This window comes from Pseudoalteromonas sp. APC 3694 (genome assembly GCF_030407565.1).
Taxonomy (GTDB): Bacteria; Pseudomonadota; Gammaproteobacteria; order Enterobacterales; family Alteromonadaceae; genus Pseudoalteromonas; species Pseudoalteromonas tetraodonis.
The window spans coordinates 39600-59711 of record NZ_JASDDE010000023.1; the positions used below are offsets into that span (position 1 = coordinate 39600).

19 protein-coding genes and 2 pseudogenes are annotated in these 20112 nt (G+C 42.4%); 14 read left to right on the forward strand and 7 right to left on the reverse strand.

Annotated elements, in window-relative coordinates; all coding sequences use genetic code 11:
• The first annotated feature begins 22 nt into the window (after positions 1-22).
• From QMA00_RS09860 to QMA00_RS09880, 5 genes are all read left to right on the forward strand, one after another.
• Positions 23-2350: a heavy metal translocating P-type ATPase gene (locus QMA00_RS09860; protein ID WP_290156998.1), complete on the forward strand. Its 2328-nt coding sequence runs from the start codon at positions 23-25 to the stop codon at positions 2348-2350.
• 165 nt (positions 2351-2515) lie between these two features.
• Positions 2516-2836, forward strand: coding sequence for a heavy metal-associated domain-containing protein (locus QMA00_RS09865; RefSeq protein WP_290157000.1), 321 nt, complete (start codon positions 2516-2518; stop codon positions 2834-2836).
• Between the two features lie 138 nt (positions 2837-2974).
• Entirely contained in the window at positions 2975-3433 is a 459-nt protein-coding gene (locus QMA00_RS09870) for an ATPase (RefSeq protein ID WP_290157001.1), read from the forward strand.
• A 52-nt stretch (positions 3434-3485) separates the two neighbouring features.
• Positions 3486-3740, forward strand: coding sequence for a DUF5676 family membrane protein (locus QMA00_RS09875; RefSeq protein WP_290157003.1), 255 nt, complete (start codon positions 3486-3488; stop codon positions 3738-3740).
• A gap of 252 nt (positions 3741-3992) precedes the next feature.
• A complete protein-coding gene (locus QMA00_RS09880; protein ID WP_290157005.1) occupies positions 3993-4508 on the forward strand; it encodes a hypothetical protein in 516 nt (171 codons plus the stop codon).
• A 206-nt stretch (positions 4509-4714) separates the two neighbouring features.
• On the opposite strand, the gene QMA00_RS09885 is transcribed toward QMA00_RS09880, so the two are convergent.
• Positions 4715-5134, reverse strand: a complete 420-nt coding sequence (locus tag QMA00_RS09885; RefSeq protein ID WP_290157007.1) for a cation transporter — start codon at positions 5132-5134, stop codon at positions 4715-4717.
• 27 nt (positions 5135-5161) lie between these two features.
• Positions 5162-5293: pseudogene (locus QMA00_RS09890) on the reverse strand (ISL3 family transposase); the annotation flags it as partial.
• Positions 5294-5313: 20 nt separating this feature from the next.
• On the opposite strand from QMA00_RS09890, the pseudogene QMA00_RS09895 reads away from it, so the two are divergent.
• Positions 5314-5616: pseudogene (locus tag QMA00_RS09895) on the forward strand (MerR family DNA-binding protein); the annotation flags it as partial.
• Positions 5617-5789: 173 nt separating this feature from the next.
• Here the strand turns inward: QMA00_RS09895 and QMA00_RS09900 are convergent.
• From QMA00_RS09900 to QMA00_RS09915, 4 genes are read right to left on the reverse strand one after another with little or no spacing between them, the layout of a single operon-like run.
• Positions 5790-6914 (reverse strand): hypothetical protein, encoded by a 1125-nt coding sequence (locus QMA00_RS09900; RefSeq protein ID WP_250659858.1) that lies wholly within the window; start codon positions 6912-6914, stop codon positions 5790-5792.
• 10 nt (positions 6915-6924) lie between these two features.
• A complete protein-coding gene (locus QMA00_RS09905; RefSeq protein WP_250659857.1) occupies positions 6925-7929 on the reverse strand; it encodes an SEC-C domain-containing protein in 1005 nt (334 codons plus the stop codon).
• A gap of 12 nt (positions 7930-7941) precedes the next feature.
• Positions 7942-9297, reverse strand: a complete 1356-nt coding sequence (locus QMA00_RS09910; RefSeq protein ID WP_290157011.1) for a type II toxin-antitoxin system HipA family toxin — start codon at positions 9295-9297, stop codon at positions 7942-7944.
• A complete protein-coding gene (locus QMA00_RS09915; RefSeq protein ID WP_075274496.1) occupies positions 9287-9577 on the reverse strand; it encodes a helix-turn-helix transcriptional regulator in 291 nt (96 codons plus the stop codon). The genes QMA00_RS09910 and QMA00_RS09915 overlap by 11 nt, the downstream gene beginning before the upstream one ends.
• 439 nt (positions 9578-10016) lie before the next feature.
• Between QMA00_RS09915 and gmk the strand changes: the two genes are divergently transcribed.
• The 5 genes from gmk (at position 10017) to QMA00_RS09940 (ending at position 15428) form a co-directional block, all read left to right on the forward strand.
• Positions 10017-10637 carry a guanylate kinase gene (gene gmk, locus QMA00_RS09920; RefSeq protein ID WP_036980411.1) on the forward strand — a complete coding sequence of 207 codons (621 nt, stop codon included), beginning with the start codon at positions 10017-10019 and terminating at the stop codon, positions 10635-10637.
• A gap of 125 nt (positions 10638-10762) precedes the next feature.
• A complete protein-coding gene (gene rpoZ / locus QMA00_RS09925) occupies positions 10763-11038 on the forward strand; it encodes a DNA-directed RNA polymerase subunit omega (RefSeq protein ID WP_008108220.1) in 276 nt (91 codons plus the stop codon).
• A 127-nt stretch (positions 11039-11165) separates the two neighbouring features.
• Positions 11166-13271: a bifunctional GTP diphosphokinase/guanosine-3',5'-bis pyrophosphate 3'-pyrophosphohydrolase gene (gene spoT, locus QMA00_RS09930; protein ID WP_290157017.1), complete on the forward strand. Its 2106-nt coding sequence runs from the start codon at positions 11166-11168 to the stop codon at positions 13269-13271.
• A 12-nt stretch (positions 13272-13283) separates the two neighbouring features.
• On the forward strand, positions 13284-13676 hold the full coding sequence (locus QMA00_RS09935) for a RidA family protein (RefSeq protein ID WP_013466064.1): 393 nt from the start codon (positions 13284-13286) through the stop codon (positions 13674-13676).
• A gap of 147 nt (positions 13677-13823) precedes the next feature.
• Positions 13824-15428 (forward strand): FapA family protein, encoded by a 1605-nt coding sequence (locus QMA00_RS09940; RefSeq protein ID WP_290157018.1) that lies wholly within the window; start codon positions 13824-13826, stop codon positions 15426-15428.
• A gap of 33 nt (positions 15429-15461) precedes the next feature.
• Here QMA00_RS09940 and asnA read toward each other — a convergent pair whose 3' ends face one another.
• Positions 15462-16457: an aspartate--ammonia ligase gene (gene asnA / locus QMA00_RS09945; protein WP_036980417.1), complete on the reverse strand. Its 996-nt coding sequence runs from the start codon at positions 16455-16457 to the stop codon at positions 15462-15464.
• Positions 16458-16642: 185 nt separating this feature from the next.
• On the opposite strand from asnA, the gene asnC reads away from it, so the two are divergent.
• The 3 genes from asnC to recG are packed head-to-tail and all read left to right on the forward strand — an operon-like array spanning position 16643 to position 19968.
• Complete coding sequence (gene asnC / locus QMA00_RS09950) at positions 16643-17101, forward strand: transcriptional regulator AsnC (RefSeq protein ID WP_013466068.1); 459 nt, start codon at positions 16643-16645, stop codon at positions 17099-17101.
• Positions 17102-17142: 41 nt separating this feature from the next.
• A complete protein-coding gene (trmH, locus tag QMA00_RS09955; RefSeq protein WP_024601822.1) occupies positions 17143-17829 on the forward strand; it encodes a tRNA (guanosine(18)-2'-O)-methyltransferase TrmH in 687 nt (228 codons plus the stop codon).
• A gap of 57 nt (positions 17830-17886) precedes the next feature.
• Positions 17887-19968, forward strand: a complete 2082-nt coding sequence (gene recG, locus QMA00_RS09960; RefSeq protein ID WP_290157022.1) for an ATP-dependent DNA helicase RecG — start codon at positions 17887-17889, stop codon at positions 19966-19968.
• Positions 19969-20112: the final 144 nt, after the last annotated feature.

Below are 20112 nucleotides of genomic sequence, written 5' to 3' on the forward strand. Positions count from 1 at the left end.
TATTCATGAAAAGGAGTACGAAATGAGTGAGCAACAACACGACCACAGTCACTGTGAGCATACAGTGAAAGATCCTGTTTGCGGAATGCATGTAGACCCTGATACGGCAAAACAGCACAGTCAATATGCAGGTAAAGATTGGTATTTTTGTTCTATCGGCTGCCATTCAAAATTCGATAACGACCCTGATAAGTATCTTGAGGGTAAGCAAAAGAAAGAAAAGCCTGCAGACCCAGAGGCTATGTACGTCTGCCCCATGCACCAAGAAATTCGCCAGCAAGGGCCTGGAGACTGCCCGATTTGTGGTATGGCACTTGAGCCAGAGCAAGTCAGCCTTGATGACAAGCCCTCAGAAGAACTTGCTGATATGACCCGCCGATTTTGGGTGGGTCTTATTCTTGCACTGCCCGTTTTTATGCTTGAGATGGGTGGACACATTTTTGGCTTTGATCACATATTGTCGCCACAATCATCTAATTGGATACAGCTACTTCTAGCGACACCTGTTGTAGCGTGGTGTGGCATGCCGTTTTTTGTTCGAGGGTGGAAGTCAGTATTGAACCGCAGCCTCAATATGTTCACGCTTATCGCTATTGGTACGGGTGTTGCTTTAATTTACAGTTTAGTAGCAACATTAATACCACAAGTTTTCCCTGATGCTTTTCGCCAAGCTGATGGATCGGTTGCTGTGTACTTTGAAGCCGCCGCCGTTATCGTTGTGTTAGTGCTGCTTGGGCAAATTCTTGAGCTGCGAGCTAGAGAGAAAACGTCAGGAGCAATAAAAGCTTTGCTCGACCTTGCCCCTGCCACAGCAAGAAAGCTAGATAAAGACGGTGAAGAAACCGATATTGTGCTTGATCAGGTGATCGTGGGTGATCATTTGCGCGTGCGCCCGGGAGATAAAGTACCTTTAGACGGGGAGGTATTAGAGGGTCGATCCAATGTCGATGAGTCTATGGTTACCGGTGAGCCTTTAGCGGTTAAGAAAAGCCAAGGTGATTTGGTGATTGGGGGAAGCATTAATCAACAGGGTAGTTTTATTATGCGTGCTGACAAAGTTGGCCGCGACACGATGCTTTCACAGATTGTTCAAATGGTGGCTAATGCCCAGCGTAGCCGAGCACCTATTCAGGGCTTAGCCGATAAAGTTGCGGGTTGGTTTGTTCCTGTTGTTATTGTTGTCTCCATTATTGCGTTTGTTGTTTGGTCAGTTGTTGGGCCAACCCCGCCCATGGCTTTTGGCCTTATTGCAGCGGTTAGTGTGTTAATTATTGCTTGCCCATGTGCTTTAGGGTTGGCAACGCCGATGTCTATTATGGTTGGTGTCGGCCGTGGAGCACAGATTGGCGTGTTAATTAGATACGCGGAAGCACTGGAACGCATGGAAAAAGTCGATACGATTGTGATCGATAAAACTGGCACACTAACGCAAGGCAAGCCACAAGTGACAAAATTAGTTCCGGCTAATAATTTAAGCGAAGCTGATCTGATTCGATATGCAGGTGGCCTAGAAAAAGGCAGTGAGCATCCTCTGGCTCATGCAATTCTGGAAAAAGCGAAAGCCATGAAAATAGCCTTACCAAGCGCGAAGAATTTTGACTCCCCAAATGGTAAGGGCGTTACCGGCGAAATAGAGGGTAAACAAGTGCTATTAGGAAACAGGCTCCTAATGCGCTCAAATAATATTGATACCTCTACCTTTGAAGACCAAGCAGACGAGCTTCGTGGCGATGGTGCAACGGTTATATTTGCTGCGTTACAGGGACAGGTATGTGGGCTAATTGCAATAGCTGACCCAATAAAAAACACAACAAAAGCTGCCGTTGCGGCCCTGCAAAAAGATGGCTTAAGAGTTGTTATGCTGACAGGTGATAACCAAACCTCCGCTGAGGCTGTTGCTCGTAAACTGAATATTGATGAAGTTAAAGCAGAGGTTTTACCTGAAGACAAAGGCAAAGCTGTTCAACAACTGAAAGATGAGGGTCGAATTGTCGCAATGGTGGGTGATGGCGTAAATGACGCTCCTGCATTGGCGACAGCTGATGTTGGTATTGCTATGGGAACAGGCACAGACGTAGCTATTGAAAGCGCTGGCATTACTTTATTGCGTGGTGATTTAATGGGCATTGTGCAAGCACGCCATTTATCCATTGCGACAATGCGAAACATTCGCCAAAACTTGTTTTTCGCATTTGTTTACAACTCTGCTGGTGTGCCGATTGCGGCCGGTGTGCTGTACCCAGTTTTTGGTATTCTTTTATCTCCAATTTTTGCAGCTGCTGCGATGTCGCTGTCGTCTGTGAGCGTTATTCTCAACGCACTGCGTTTGCGAGTTACAAAGTTAGATTGAAAAACATATGGCATAAAACTATGTAAGCGCCTAGTGTTTTCAAAATTAGATGATTTGAAGCATGCGGCAATGCTTTAGTAGCAAGCGGCAATGCTTTAGTAGCAAGCGGCTTAGTTCAGCCGACTAGGCTGTTTTTCGAGTAATAACGAATGAGGAATAAATAGTATGAATCATCAAAAAACTGACGTGAAAAACAATGAAAAATCTGGTGGCTGCTGCTGTGCAAATAAAGATGCATCGCCAATAGAGACAGCGCATCAAAACCTTAAAGGCAAAGGTTTGCCCATGCATACATTAGCGGTTGAAGGGGCTAAATGCGGTGGCTGTGTGAGCAAGATTGAGAGCGCGCTAAAGTCGGTTGCTGGCGTTGAAGACGCTCGCATGGACCTACCTAGCGCAACAGCAACTGTCGCTGGTGATGTGCAAGCCGAAGTGTTAATAAGTGCACTAGAAGGCGTTGGTTTTTCGGCTTTTATTGCTCAATAGCTTGATCGCATAAGTGACTATAATCGCACGTAAAAAACACATCAAAAAATACAACCTAACAATATGTTTTAGGGTGGTTTTTTTCAGCAAAAATTACTGGGTTCTCTAACATTCAGTGGCTCTAATTAGGAGATAACCATGCAAGTTGAAACTTTAAAAGATGTGCTGCACTGGACTACTGAATTTCATCAGCATTTGTCTAAATGCTTAGCACATTGCGCAACCCAAAACGACAGTGAGCGGGCTAAGATGCTGCTTGATTATTTGGCTGACCATGAAAAAAAATTAACGCATGTTGTGAGCCGTTTTGAAGAAACCGGCGATAGCAATGCGCTGAATACATGGTGCTATGAGTATGTTAATAAGCATCCGATTGTTCAGCACGAGTACTGTAATGCACCTTTTTCCGATCTTGATGCCGCTCAAATCATGAGTGTCATCGTTAACCAACACCATCAGGTGATAGAGTTATATCGCTACCTTGCCGAGCGTGCAGGTATCCCCTCAGCCAAAGAATTGCTGGAGGATTTGTGGTCAATGGAGGAACACGAAATGATGCGAGCGGTGCAAGCAGCCAATCGATTTGAGGATATGTGATTGCGAGAATCGTAAAATAAGTAACCCCTATGTTATAAAGCAGGAGTTTAAAATGAACCTTAACGCATTCAAGTTTGGTTTAGCTTGTGCTGTTTCCACCTCTTTAATCTGGGTCGTTTGCAGCTTTTTAGTGCTGGTCCTGCCGAAAATTATGTTATCTATCTCTGGTGATATGTTTCATATGCAATTGGCTAATATAGGCTGGCATTTAAATATTATTGGCGCGTTAATCGGTTTGGCCTTCTGGGTTGTGGCAACGGGCTTTACGGGCTGGCTATTAGCATCAATTTATAATCGTTTATTGTAAAAAACAAAAACGCCTTTGGTTTAAGCTAAACACTTAAAGGTCTTAAATATTTATTTGGAAAGTTTCGCTGCTGATTAGTGTAATGCGCTTTGATGCCAAATTGGGTTTGTTACTTATAACCCTGGGTCTTTAGGCCCTAACCGGCAAAGCATTGAAAATAGGCTCCATATTAAATATTGTTAAATGAGCTGTTTTTTTTGAGTTCGCATATAGCTGGCGTGAATTATTCAATAACAATTAAGGGCACAGATTATGAAACGACATATGGCTTTAAAGACTTGTCCAGTGTGTAATATGACAGAAATCAATAAAGCGCTCACTTATCGTTTTCAAGGAATTGAGCACTATTTTTGCTCCCACCAATGCCGGCAGAGATTTATAGAGTATCCTCACTTGTTTGTGGGTGATCCACAGCATGGTTTTTCTGCCAAACAGAAAGGCGAAGAGCTTATTAAAAGTCGCAAGCTAAACCTTTCTGTTCAAATAACCGATGAAATTAAATCGCGACTTAAGCAAGATGTCGGCCTGCTAATGGGCGTGGAATCTTTAAGCTTTAAGGAGCAGGTTATATTTATTAGTTATGATTTATTACAAGTTTCGCTTGAAGACATCGAGAGCGCGGTGGTCAAGAGTGCAGGTAATCTTGATGGCGCTATCACCAACAAAATAAAACGAGGATTTATTCGTTATTCAGAAGATTGCGAGCTTGATAACTTATCGCACTTAACCAAAAAGCACGGCGCTCATCAGTTTTCTATAAGCGGGTAAAGGTAATAAATGAATTTAGTTATTAAGTTGCATGCTACGTTTAGTCGCTATGTGTGCAGAAGTTTGCCCTGGGTTATCTGCTCTGTAGTATAGATAACTTCGAGTTTTTGTTCTCAATAAGAGGGTCCCTTTCAGGTAATGAAATCATAGGCCTAAGATAAGGAAAGCTGGGGGCAAATTAACACACGCAACTTTAAATCCCTGCATCAACAACAGTCAGATGTATGTTTTTTATATTCTTGGCATGATCGAACTAAAACTCTTATAGCAGAGCGAAAAAATAAAATCATTAATGCAAAGCCTACCAATAAGTCCGGCCACATTGAATGAGTGAGCCAAACACCAAAGGCTGATATAAAAACTGCCATCCCCGCAGCAATATCATTACGAGAGCACTCCCACACCGAGCTCATATTTATATCGTCTTCTTTGTGCTTTGTTAACAAATAAAGACAGAGCCCATTGACGAGAAGCCCCAATAAGCTGACCACACCCATTACTTCAGATATAGGTAACGAGGGAGTTAGAATTTTTCCGATTATTTGCCATGCCACAACAAACCCAGCAGAAAGAATTAAAAGCCCTTTAAATATAGGGGTATACGGATTTAATGGTTGATGGGGCACCTTCACCCTATCAATCTGATACCACCCTCAGATGGTTGATAGATCGACTCCGTAGTTGAGTTCCTCTGCGAAGTCCGGCAGTCCGTAACCGATGGTTTTCTTGTAGAAAGGAGAGACCTTCGCAGTCGGTGCCTTCTTCTTGTGCTTCGTGGTGTAGAGTTTTACTTGACCACAACAGTTACCGTGTCTATACCGAGAAGCATGGTGAGGGGCTGGCCTTCATCCGTCGCTGCAGAATCCTGGGCCTGTCACTGGCTGAGATTCACGAACTACAGAGCTATCAGGACGACCCTCATCAGCCTTGTACCGCCGTCAACGCCTTGCTCGATGATCACATCTCTCATGTGCGGTCGCAGATAACCGCTCTGCAAGCGCTTGAGAAACAACTCGTTTCACTGAGAGCGAGTTGCAACGATGACCGGGAAGTTGAGGCGTGTGGGGTTCTTGCTGGAATTAGCGAAGGAAACATGCACCAGCAGTAGGTGAAGCATCAACCAGATAATCCGATGAGATGCCGGTCTGTCTCACTCTCATGCAAAGGTAAGATCAACCATTTAATCCGCTTACCCACAATTTGTAGACCTTTGGTGGGCTTACAACCTTCCATTAACCCTCAATCAGTTTTTTGCTAACGTCATTTGGCCAGTCTCTTGCCTCATCGTTTAAGCAAATCACTCAAGCGATTTAACAGCGCTTTCCGGCTATTATTCGCCACAACAAAGCGCTTAAAACGTTGTTCAAACACCGCTTCATCCGCTTTGAACTGATAGGCCTCAAACAGCTGATGCAAATAGCGTGATGCCGCATCATAACCACTTGCGCAAGTTCGAACCGCTTGCTCTTGTGCTTGCTGCCAGTAGTGCTCACGCCGATTGTAAACATCCGTCAACGCTTTTTCTTTTTCTGCTTTTTCGATGGCTAATTTTTTTGCGAGTGCTGCAGCTTGCTCTTGCTGTAATTGGCTTTGCGCTTGCTCAATAAAAGGAGAAATTACCTCGGGGGTTAACCAATACTGATAGATCTCGTCTGTGTTGACAGGTTCTTTTCGCGTCAGCGCTAAGGCTTGGTGACGGGTTAGCTGGCCTTGCTCAAACAACGTGCGTAATAGCGTGTCTTTCTCTGCTTGCGAGAGATTATGGATCCACGCATCAAGCGTAAGCTGAGTTTGTTTGGCTTGGTGACTGGGTTGTTCGCTCAGCACCATGGCGAGCGCCTTAACCAATGCTAAGGGAATATCATACAGCGCAGCAAACGCCTGCTCCTCTTCACTGAGGTGCTCAAAATCGAATTGAATTAACGGCACTCGCTCAACGCCATCATTAAAATCAAACGCTTTGAGCCACATAAAGTACACAAGCCGCCAATCCCCTTGCATTAACCCGCTGCGTAACCCAGCTAAATGCTGGAAAAAGTCGTCAGCATGCTCATCGTCAAAATACTCATCATACTCCTCAAGGGAAAAAATCAGCAACTGCCACTCATCGTTTTCGTGAATATGAAGCCCATCACTTGAAAAGCCAAGTAACGCATCTGGAAGCGTTCCTGCTGGTAGCTTGATGTAGGCATCGATTGAGCCCCAATCGGCATAGTAAAAACCGATGTCAAAGTATTTTAACATCAGCTCAAAAGGCTCGGCCTTTAGATCACTGTAGGTGTAATACACCTGAAAGGCCGTAGCGCTGATCTCGGCACGGCTTGAAATGGCCCTGAGTGCTTGACGTGCTTTAGCATCTAAATACCCATCCAGACGCTCAAATTTATAGTATTGATATTCGCTCACGATGACCTTGCTATGTATTTATTGTGAATTGAAAAGTTTGTTTCAATAAAGGCAGTACCTGTACCGTCCTACCAACAGATTCCGTGTTTAAAAAACTTCTTGGATCAAGGGTCACAAATCCCCAAAACTGTAAAAATCGCTCAATAAACCGTGATTCGATGAGTATGCTTAAGTTTCTTTCCGGCGAGAAGTAATCATCTGCTGGGAAACCCTGTAGTAAATCTGGGAAAGCCACTTTCACCTCTTCAACCAGCAGATCTACACTACTGTGGCTTTGAATACGCCACAGCATAAACAGCCAAAAGGTTCGCAAGTCGGCATCAAACTCAAAACCGTCCAAATAGCCCCAGTTATATTTGCTGATGGCGGCTTCTAACATAGGTTTAAAAAATGCTTGTATACCTAACACCTGATACTGCTTTTGCGCTGATTTTTTCACATGGTAGCGGCCGCTACGTCGATAAATAATACCGCTAATTTCGGCAAGCACTCGGGTGTAGTGCAAAGCATTAAACTTGTCTTCGTTGCTGCCCGCAAACTCGCTGATACTAATGTTACGTTCGAATTGAGCAACGGCAAATTCGGGCAATAACTCACTGGCCTGTTTGACTAATTTAGTCGGTAAGTTGCCTTTAGTTGTGGCTTTGAAGGAGCCTTCTTGCGCCATGGCATCATCAAGAATGAGCGCTAGATAACGCATCACAGGGCTGGCAGAAAGAGAGTCGGGAGTGCTGATTGTCACCCACTGTAATTGATCAAAAGGCGCATAAAGCCAATTGGCCATTTGCGTTGGCGTCACGCCACAAAAATCGGGATGAGGTTGATGATTGCGTTCTTGCACTTTGTGCTGCAAAGCGGTATTGAGTTCATCAAGACTCAAATTTGGGTTCATTGCCAGCATGGTTTCAACATCATCGAAAACTTGGGCATGTTGCTTGGAAACGCTGCTCATACAACAACGTTTAAATTTTTTACCACTGCCACAATGGCAAGGATCGTTTCGGCCGAGCTTCATTGTTGTCCCTTCTTATTGTTGTAGAAAAAGCGCTGCATTTTCCTGTTTGCGCTGATCCAATGTTTTAGCAATCGCAGACACTGTTGTTTTACTGATACCTTGCTGCCGTGCAAGATGAGTAAATTGGCTGATAGCTTCTGCGACTTCTTCAATGACTTGCCTTGCATCATGCCAACTCCCATAGCCAGCGCTGGTCGCTAGTTTTTGCATCACCTTAAGCGATGGCGCTTTGCCATAACCGCCGAAAGCAGTGGCGTGTTCGTTGAATGGATGCGGGCTGTAGGTAACATCGTAAAAAGGTGCAGGATTCCATTGACCGTCATCCGCTTGCAAAAACGCCCAGTTTTTACTGTGGTCGTCTTGATTAGACGACAGCAGATTAAAAATGGCGCGGCGAAATTGCAGTTGTCCAGCCGCTGGCGATTTACACAACTGACGGCTGGCTTTAATTAAATCAATGTAATCTAAACTTGGCGTTCGAAAGTCTGCATCCATTAGCCCGCAAGCGCTGTGCATATGCAGGCGACCTGAACTGCGATTGCTGCCTAAGTCGGCCTGTTCAGTGACATAATCAAAACGCTTAAGCGCCAACCAAGCAGACGCACCGCTTGTAGGTGGTGCTTCAATGAGTTGCCATTGCGGCGGTTGACAATTAGCAAGTTCTGCCATTTGTAAATAAACTGCCTCGCACAAACCTTCTTCATGCCCGAGCGCGAGATTTTTAGAAGTAAATTTAATCAGCCAGGCCTCATCTCCAGGCTGAGCAAAGGTTCGACAATGCTGAGTTTCCCCTGCAGGCATATAAATCTGCGCCTTGGGCCTTGCTCCACCCGAACTACCACCGGCGACTAATGCGGCCAACACCTGTTGCGTATGCCCATCTAACTCATCGTGATTATCATCCATATAGTCTGACATTGAAGAATCGAACAGCGTTTGTGCTTCTAAGCCCAAGGTTGCTAAATCAATGTCAGCGTTCGTCGTGGTTGAAAACTCAGACACCGGAGAAAAAGACAATGCTCCCATGCCTTTATCACCAACAAAGGCCAGCCTATCCATCGCCGTTAATTGATTAGGCAGGATGCCCTTTTGCCGGAAAATACGATCTTGCAACAGCATGCCCCAGCCATCGGGTAAACAATCTCCAAATACGCCATGTACTCCTTCATGAGGCGCTTTAGGTGCGGCTTGAACTAGCGTATTCGCTTGCAAGGTAAAAGGTGATAAGTTGCCAAACTGCTGCAAATAGCTGTCTGCATACTGGAAAAAAACGCCTTGCCGATTCTGCGCCAAGACCCCTACTGCAATCTGCTCACCTGAACTTAACGTACGAGTTACGGCGAGTTTTTGAATGGGTTTAAAACTCATCTTTTAGCACCTCATCAATACTAGAGGGCATAGTGACCCGTTCTTTGCTAGGTTGTGTGAGTTGATAGAGCCTCTCTAGCGAATCAAGGGTCTGCCATAGCAACAGCAATTGGCGAAATGAAATTTGCCCGGTCAGCTCAAATTTCTTAATGGTGGCCGCAGGTACACAGCTTCGCTCAGCAAGCGCCGCTCGTGACAGCTTTGCCTGCTTCCGTAACTCACGTAAATAAGCCGCATAGGCTTGGCTTACATCGGTATCATCAAGTAAGGTAAATTTCATCCGCAAAGGCCAAATGGATACATTCATATCCATTATAGCGAAATAAAACAGAAAGTGGATATTATTGTATCCATTTATGGTTGAGGTTTTGAAAAAATTACTCGATAAAGCCCTTCAAAACTGTTATTTTTAAGTACTAACAGCAGCGCAAAAACGGCACTGTTTTTCCATTGCTAACCACTAAGATTTAGTAAAAGCCAGAGGCAAGTGGTGGGCAGTTTGGTGGGCAACCAAGCATTTTTGAACGGTTTCTTTTCGATAACTCGTTGATTTTGTAAGGGTCTAGGCCGCTACTCAATGAGCAGATCCAGAACATTGAGTAACTTTTTTTGGCTTTACCACTCACTTGAGCATAATTAGCTAAATAAAGTACAATATAATAATTGAAGGCTTGAGCTGTTTATAGTTCGAGCCTGTTTATTTTTAGATAGAGAAAATAATGGCACACTCTCGCGGAAACTTATTTATTTTATCTGCGCCTTCTGGGGCGGGTAAATCGAGCTTAATAAATGCATTACTAAAAAAGCATGCTGATATGAAAGTATCGGTATCGCACACTACCCGTGCACCGCGCCCTGGTGAAAACGATGCAGAACACTACCATTTTGTATCGGTTGATGAGTTTAAGGCACTAATTGCCAAAGATGACTTTTTTGAATGGGCGCAAGTATTTGATAATTATTATGGTACTTCTAAACAAGCCATTGAATCACAGTTAGCCGCTGGCATTGATGTGTTTTTAGATATTGATTGGCAAGGCGCTCGCCAAGTTCGAAAAATAATGGATGACGTAAAAACTATCTTTATTTTACCGCCGTCAAAGCAAGAGTTAGAGCAACGTTTAAATAACCGTGGCCAAGATTCAGCTGAAATTATTGCCGGGCGTATGGCACAAGCTCAATCAGAAACTTCTCATTACGATGAGTATGACTTTGTTGTTGTGAATGATGATTTTGATACTGCTTTAAGTGAGATAGAAAGTGTTGTTATTGCACAGCGATTAACGCTAAAAGCGCAAACCACGCGTCATCAAACTTTAATTAATGAGCTACTTAAATAATCTAAATTATGATTAATTTTCGGTTCATGCCTTAAAATAGATAAAAATTAACCACTGGCTATTGGCGAAACTTGCTGCGTGCAGTAAACTACGCCTTTGCTTTTAAATTATTTTGGAGTGCTAAGATGGCTCGCGTAACAGTTGAAGATGCAGTAGATGCAATTGGTAATCGTTTTGACTTAATTTTAGTTGCGGCCCGTCGTGCCCGCCAAATTGCTGTTGGTGGTAAAGATCCACTGGTAGATCCTGAGAACGATAAGCCAACAGTTGTTGCTTTACGTGAAATCGAACTTGGTTTAGTTGATAATTCTTCAATGGATGTTATTGACCGTGAAGAACAACAACACCAAGAAGCGGCAGAACTAGCTGCTGTTGCTGCCATTGTTGGTGGCAACCAATAATCAACCGCCCGGTTTGATTTAGCTAACGGCATAGTATTTCAACTATAGCCGTTGGCAATCCTTTGTTTTCATCGTATATTCGTAACTTATCCTAACTTATTTGCTTCACGAGAACATTGGAGTGTGAATGTATCTTTTTGAAGGTCTTAAAAAGAAAATCTCAAAATACTTGCCAGCAGACGATGTTGAGCTAGTTCAAAAAGCTTATGTGGTAGCCCGAGAGGCCCATGAAGGTCAAACTCGCTCAAGTGGCGAACCTTATATTACTCACCCCGTTGAAGTCACTCAAATATTAGCTAGCATGCACCTTGACCATGAAACGCTCATGGCAGCATTGATGCACGATGTGATTGAAGATACTGATTTTAGCCAACAGGATTTAGCTGAAATATTTGGTGAAACGGTGGCTGAACTCGTTGAAGGTGTGAGCAAGCTTGATAAGTTAAGCTTTAAAGATAAAAAAGAGTTTCAAGCTGAAAACTATCGAAAAATGATTATGGCAATGACCCAAGATATTCGGGTTATTTTAATCAAGTTGGCTGATAGAACGCATAACATGCGAACATTAGGCGCACTTCGCACTGATAAACGTCGCCGTATTGCTCGCGAAACTCTAGAAATTTATGCGCCGATTGCTAATCGTTTAGGTATTCACGATATAAAAAATGAGCTAGAAGACTTAGGTTTTCAAGCGCTGTATCCAATGCGTCATCGTGCACTTAAATCTGAAGTGGCTAAAGCGCGTGGAAATCGCAAAGAAGTTATTTCAAATATTCAAACAGAAATTGAAGCACGCCTTGAGGAGTCTGGCATAAAGGCCACCGTATCAGGCCGTGAAAAGCATCTATACAGTATTTATAAAAAAATGCTCAACAAAGAGTTACTATTTAACGAAGTCATGGATATTTACGCTTTTCGTATTGCGGTAGATTCTATGGACACCTGTTATCGCGTACTCGGCGTTGCTCATAACTTATATAAGCCAATTGAAACCCGCTTTAAAGACTATATTGCCGTGCCAAAAACTAATGGCTATCAATCACTTCATACTTCTTTGGTTGGCCCGCATGGTATTCCTGTTGAAATTCAAATCCGTACTCACGATATGGATCACATGGCAGACAAAGGAGTCGCGGCTCACTGGATGTATAAAAAGTCTGGCGACAATGCGGGTCACACTGCGCAGCAGCGTGCTCGCCAATGGATGCAAAGCTTACTAGAGTTACAACAAAGTGCGGGATCATCATTTGAGTTTGTTGAAAACGTTAAAACCGAACTCTTCCCTGAAGAAATTTATGTCTTTACCCCAGATGGTCGCATCGTTGAACTGCCAATGGGCGCGACTGCGGTCGATTTTGCTTATGCCGTTCATACTGATGTTGGTAATACTTGTGTAGGCGCACGCGTTAATCGTAAACCTTATCCTTTAAGTAAAGCCATTGATACTGGGCAAACAATAGAAATTATTACTAGCTCAGGCGCTCATCCTAACGCAACATGGCTTAACTTTATTGTTACTGGTAAAGCGCGACTGGGCGTACGTAACTACCTTAAAAGCCAACAGCATGAAGAAGCATTATTATTAGGTCGTCGCTTACTTGATTCAGCCCTAGGTGAAAACAAGTTTGATAACCTGCCAGCTGAAAATATTACGCGAGTGCTTGAGGAGCATGAACTCTCTTCAACCTTAGAGCTACTGGTAGAAATTGGCTCAGGTAATTTAATGAGCATGCTGATTGCCAAACGCTTATTACAAAACGATAACGATGACTTAAACGATATTGCTAAACGTGCAAAAGCAACCATTATTGGTACAGAAGGCATGTTAGTTAATTATTCTAAATGTTGTCGTCCAGTGCCTGGAGACGCTATTACAGCTCATGTCAGCCAGGGTAAAGGTTTAACGGTTCATCGCCAAGAGTGTAAGAACATTCGTGGCTGGGAAAATGATCGTTCAAAATACCTAGTCGTAAAATGGGATGATAATCCAGAAAAAGAATACATTGCGGCTTTACGAGTAGAAATTATTAACCACCAAGGTGCGCTAGCTAAATTAACCAATGTGGTCGCCACTACACAGGCCAATATTGTAGAAATAGCTACCGATGAAAAAGAAAGTAATTTATACGTGATAGACTTAGGGATCACAGTTAAAAACCGTATCCATGTCGCTAATATCATGCGTCGTATACGTGTGATGCCGGATGTACAAAAAGTCTATCGTAAAAAATAAAATAGGAACATCATGAATAAAGCATTTATATCAACGGATAAAGCACCTGCAGCGATTGGCACATACAGCCAAGCAGTAAAAGTGGGCACAGCGGTTTATTTATCTGGGCAAATTCCACTTGTCCCTGAAACAATGGACGTTATATCTGAAGACTTTAGCGAGCAAACACACCAAGTATTTAAAAATATTTGTGCTGTTTGTGAAGAAGCTGGCGGCACCATTCAAGATTTAGTAAAAGTAAATATTTACCTTACTGATCTTTCAAATTTTGCCATTGTTAACGAAGTAATGAGCCAATATTTTAAACAGCCTTATCCTGCTCGCGCTGCTATTGGCGTTCGTGCACTACCTAAAGGTGTACAAGTAGAAATAGACGGCATTATGGAACTTCCTTCAACAAACTAACCTCTATAAGCTATGAGCGCCGCTCATAGCTTTTATTCCAATCTGTAACTACACTTTGATGAATTCTTGACTCAAAACTAAAATTCTAGCACTCTATAATCACGTTATTTTATTAAACCTTACTTTAGTAGTAGAAAAGGATAACTTGTGTTTAAGCTTGCTAAAAATGGCAATGTATTGCTCGATACGAGTAAATCTGCACCCGCCAGTGCTGCTTTTATCATTGAAGCAATTGAACAATCGCCTTACAGCGAGTGTGAAATCAATCATGACGCCATAAATAACTATTTCAGCAGTGCAACACCTGAACGTATATTAGTTGTTGCAACAAGTCATGATGCCACCTTAAGCGTGAAGATAAGTGATGATAAAATGCTAGCCACAGGCACGCTCACTCTTGCTAAAGGGGGAGCAACACTGAGTTTTGATGAAGCTAAAAAAGAATTAGTTAAAGCGCACGTTGCGAGAGGTTATAAGCAAGCATTTTTAGAGCAACTTTTACAAAAGCAATCTGAACTCCCATCTGGCTCCATAGTCAGTGGTCCACTCGCCAAAGGGCGCTTACCTATAGACGGTAAACCAACTAAATTTAACGCAATGGTTCAAACACTTAAAGATCGTCTCAAAGCCCCTAAATTAAAAGAAGATGGCAGTGTAGATATGCGCGACTTTGGTAAGTTAGCAAGTGTAAAACCAGGTGAGTTACTAATACAGCAACAACCCGCTACACCAGGCCAAGAAGGGTTTACCGTGTTAGGCGATGTATTACCTGCAAAACCCGGACAGGTTCATACTCTAATTGCAGGTGAGGGCACTGAAATCTCAAAAAATAATCCGATGGAATTACTCTCTACGATTGCTGGCGTGCCGGTTGAAATAAATAATGGCATGCGTGTTGACGATATTTTTACTGTCAACGATGTGTCGGTAAAAACAGGGCATATCGACTTTGAAGGCAGTGTGATAGTGAGTAAAAATGTAGAGCCAGGTATGCGTATTAATGCAACGGGCGACATTACCGTTTTTGGTACGGTTGAATCTGGCGAATTAACCGCAGGAGGCGATATAACTGTAAAACAAGGGGTAATTGGCCATCAAAAGCCTGAAGATAAATCACTGTCTTGTAAAATAATATGCGCAGGCGATTTCCATGCCTCACACTCTCAATATTGTTACATTGAAGCTAAAAACATTCTGCTTGACCGTCAAGCTAGCCACAGCTCAATGAAAGCAAAGAGTACAATACAAATTGGTCAATCCGAGTTGTCTAAAGGAAAGCTATTTGGGGGTGAAATTCTAGATGCCACTAAACTGATTGCCGGCGAGATAGGTAATGAATCTGGCGCTAAAATGGTAATTAATTTAGCGGCTTCAGCCAATGAAATGACTAAAGAGATTGATAAATCTTTTAGTGAACTAACAGCAACAAATGAACAAGTTGATAGTTTACAAGCGGCTTTAGAAAAAGCAGATTTAATTAAAGATGCAGATAAAAAAAATGAACTCATAAATAAAATTGGCACCACGCAGCTACACCTTAGTCAGCAAGCAGCACAATTAGAAAAGCAAGTAGCAGGTTTAGAGCAAAAACTGAATACGTTACTCGATGAAGCCATGTTAACTGTGAATGGCGTTTTACATTCGGGTGTAGAGATCCATATCTTCAATAAACTGCTTAAAACGACCCGTAACTTCCCACCGAGTAGTGTTAAGTTAGAAAATAACAAAATAGAAATTGAATTTAAAACTTAATAATAAGGGGCTGTTAGTAACAGCCCCAACTTTTTATAGTAAACCGTCTACACTTGTATAGGTTTGCGCTGGCCACACACCTACCTGCACTTGCCCTATATGTTGTTTTTGTAATAACAGCATCGCTAAACGAGATTGACCAATACCACCGCCAATTGTCTGTGGAAGCTTACTTTCTAGTAATGCCTTATGCCAGTCAAACTCTAAACGGTCTTCATCTCCCGTAATACTTAATTGAGTTTGCAATACTTCAGGGCTTACACGAATTCCCATCGATGAGATTTCGAAAGCGTCTTCAAGCACTGGGTTCCATACTAAAATATCACCATTTAATCCCATGTACTGCTCGCATGTCGGGGTTGACCAATCGTCGTAATCTGGCGCTCTCACATCATGAATTTTGCCATCACTCAATGCTCCCCCAATACCAATTAAAAATACAGCGCCATATTCTTGAGTAATCGCCTTTTCACGCTGCTTGGCTGTGAAATCTGGGTACATTTTACGTAATGCTTCACTATGTACAAAAGTAATCTCTGTAGGTAAAAATGGTGTTAAACCAAAGCTGTCACTAACATATTTCTCAGTGGCTTTAATACCTTGGTAAATAGTTTCAACCGTTTGCTTCAAAGTAGATAAACAACGCTGCGTACTTTCACAAATAACTTGTTCCCAGTCCCACTGATCAACATACACAGAATGGATTGGGCTTAGTGAATCTTCATCAGGTCGCAACGCTTTCATTTGTGTGTAAATTCCTTCACCTTTAGAGAAACCATACTCACCCAAGGTTTTTCGTTTCCACTTTGCTAACGAATGCACAACTTCGTAACGGCTATCTGTAATGGCTTTAACATTCACCGCAACAGCGTTCTCGTGTCCACTTAAGTTATCCTGAGTACCGTCACCTACCTTAGCTAAAATAGGTGCCTGCACCTCAATTAAGCCTAATTTTTGCTCTAATTGCTGTGAAAAAAACTGTTTAACTTTACTTATTTGCTGCTGCTGCTGCACATAGTGTGAACTCATAATAATTGGCCTCATTCCCAGTTATTGTATTGGCGACTCAGCGCTTAGTAGCGCTTCAATATGGTTATCGTAACAATTAAACGGTTTAATTCAATAACCCATAACAAAAATAGCTTTACGATATTAAAATCATTAAAAAAATGGTATAAAAACATTAAATACAACAATACAAAGCAACTAAACCTATGGAAAATTATCAAATCGATAATCTAGACAAACAGATTCTGCATGCATTAATGGATAATGCACGTACACCCTATGCTGAATTAGCAAAGCGTTTCGGTGTCAGTGCAGGAACAATTCATGTGCGAATTGAAAAAATGAAACAAGCGGGGATCATTACAGGTACCCAATTAACCATTAATACCAAACAGCTTGGCTACGATGTATGTTGTTTTATCGGCATTAATTTAAATAATGCCAGAGACTACCCACAAACTCTGATTAAGCTTGAATCATTAGAAGAGGTTGTTGAAGCATATTACACCACCGGTAATTACAGTATTTTTATTAAAGTAATGACTCGCTCGATCGATCATCTACAAGATGTGTTGATCAATAAAATACAAGCAATAGAAGCTATTCAGTCAACCGAAACCCTTATCTCATTACAAAACCCGATTAGCCGAACAGTGGTGCCTTAAGGTGAAAAATCTCGTATAATTTGCCGAAAAAGAGGACTCCCATGCAGCAAACTCGTTATCAAAGAATTGAAAGTGTACTTTCACGTCGTCAAACCGATCTTACCGTGTGTTTAGAAGACGTACATAAACACCATAACTTATCTGCCATAGTCAGAACGGCCGATGCTGTTGGTTGCCATCATGTGCATGCAGTCTGGCCAGAAAAGCAAAAGTGGCTAACCAATAATACCTCAGGTGGCAGTAAGAACTGGTTAGACACACACCTTCACAGAAATATAGATGATGCCGCAGCCAGTATCCGTGCTCATAACCCCGATGTACAAATTTTGGCAACTCATTTAAGTGAAGATGCCGTCGATTTTAGAGAAATTGATTACACTAAACCCACTGCAATTATTGTCGGCCAAGAAAAAACGGGGATCTCAGAAAAAGCGCTCGAATATGCAGATCAAAACATTATTATTCCAATGCAAGGCATGGTGCAATCGTTAAATGTATCCGTTGCAGCAGCATTAATCTTATTCGAAGCACAACGTCAACGTGAGTTAGCTGGGTTATATAATAGAAATATGCTGAGTGAAGAAATAAAGCATCCAATGTATTTTGAAGGCTGCCACCCAATTATTGCAAGGCAGTGTAAGCAAAAAAACTTACCTTATCCCGCACTTGATGAGCATGGCGAAATCGTTGCGGATGAACAATTTTGGCAGGCATTAAAACATACTTGATGCATATACAGTGTATAAGTACACTTAACTCACTAAATAACAATAATTGAGCCTACTTTGTCTAAACCTAGCTTAAGCCAATACCCAATCACAGAACTTAAAGGCGTAGGCCCTAAAATGGCCGAACGACTTTTAAAGCTAGGCATCACCACAGTACAAGATATGCTTTTTCATTTACCGCTAAGGTATGAAGACAGAACGCGTATTTATGCTATTAGTGAGCTCACCGCACATAGCCATGTAACGGTTCAAGCAACCATTGAAACAAGCCAAATTACCTTTGGTAAGAGGCGTATGCTGGTTTGCCAAATAAATGATGGGACAGGTAGGTTAACTCTACGATTTTTTAATTTTACCGCAGCACAAAAAAACGCATTTAGCGCGGGTAAAATAATTCGCTGTTTTGGCGAAATACGTCGCGGACGTGTTGGCTTTGAAATGAACCACCCAGAATACAGTATTAGCGACACTTTTGAGCAACAACCTACATCATCAACACTTACGCCAGTCTATTCAACAACCGAGGGGTTAAAGCAACTCTCTATCAGGGCGTTGAGTGAACAGGCAATAGAATTGCTTCAAAAATACGCAGTAGAAGAGCTACTACCTCAACAATGGCAACCATCGCAACTTGGGTTAAGCGATGCATTATTATTACTACACCGCCCCCCCAATGACGTTGATATCATTGCACTTGAACATGGGACTCACCCAGCACAACAACGGCTCGTTTTTGAAGAGTTGTTGGCTCAAAATCTCAGTTTATTAAAAGTAAGAGAACAGGGACAGCAAGTTAAAGCCGTTGTACTTGAGCCTACTAATTCATTAGAGGGACAGTTTTTGGCGCAATTACCCTTTGCGCCAACCAACGCACAAAGTCGTGTGGTATCAGAAATTAAAGCAGATTTACAAAATGCGTACCCTATGATGCGATTAGTTCAAGGTGATGTTGGCTCGGGTAAAACACTAGTCGCAGCCCTGAGCGCCTTAACTGCGATAGCACAAGGCTATCAAGTTGCATTAATGGCGCCGACTGAAATTTTATCAGAGCAACATGGAATCAACTTTTCTAGCTGGTTTGAAAGTCTTGGAATAACCGTTACTTGGTTAGGCGGTAAAACTAAAGGAAAAGAGCGCATTAATACACTTGCAATGATCGCCTCTGGTGAAGCGCAGATGATTGTGGGTACCCATGCTTTATTTCAAGATGAAGTAAAATTTAACAATCTCGTACTTATCATTATTGATGAGCAACATCGCTTTGGGGTTCATCAACGTTTATCACTGCGTGAAAAAGGGCGCTTTGGTGATTGTTATCCACATCAACTAGTAATGACAGCAACACCTATACCACGTACGCTCGCGATGACTGCTTATGCCGATTTAGAAACCTCAGTGATCGACGAATTACCACCAGGAAGAACACCAATTACCACTGTTGCCATCCCTGATACCCGCAGAGATGACATCATTAGTCGAGTGAAACTTGCCTGTAATGAACAAGGTCGACAAGTTTACTGGGTATGTACTCTTATAGACGAGTCTGAAGTATTACAATGCCAAGCAGCTGAAGACAGTGCTTTACAATTAAAAGAAGCCTTACATGAACTTAATATTGGTTTAGTCCATGGGAGAATGAAAGCCACTGAAAAGCAAGCCATTATGAGTGAGTTTAAAACGGGGAACATTCATGTACTTGTCGCAACAACCGTAATCGAGGTCGGTGTTGATGTCCCCAATGCGAGCCTAATTATTATTGAAAACCCAGAGCGCTTAGGTTTAGCACAGCTTCACCAATTACGAGGCCGTGTAGGACGTGGGGCAACCGCATCGCATTGCGTTCTTTTATACCATGCACCACTTTCTCAGACTGCACAGAAGCGATTAGGAGTACTGCGCGATAGTAACGATGGCTTTGTTATAGCAGAGCGTGATTTAGAAATACGCGGCCCAGGTGAAGTACTTGGAACTAAACAAACCGGTTTAGCCGAATTCAAAATCGCTGATTTAACACGCGATAAACAAACACTCAATCAAGTAAGGCCCATCGCACAACAAATGCTTAAGCAATACCCTCAGCATATAGACCCTCTTATTCACCGCTGGTTAGGTAATAAATCAAACTACGCACAAGCATAGTCGGTTTTTAAACTTTACTTTTCACTTCATCATCCAGACTTATACCAATTCGCTTAATTAAGCGGTCTATTTTGAGGCAGGAAAAACGGGTTGATAGCTAGGCAAAAAATTCGCTATTTAGTTGTTCTAAATGAGAATTTTTTA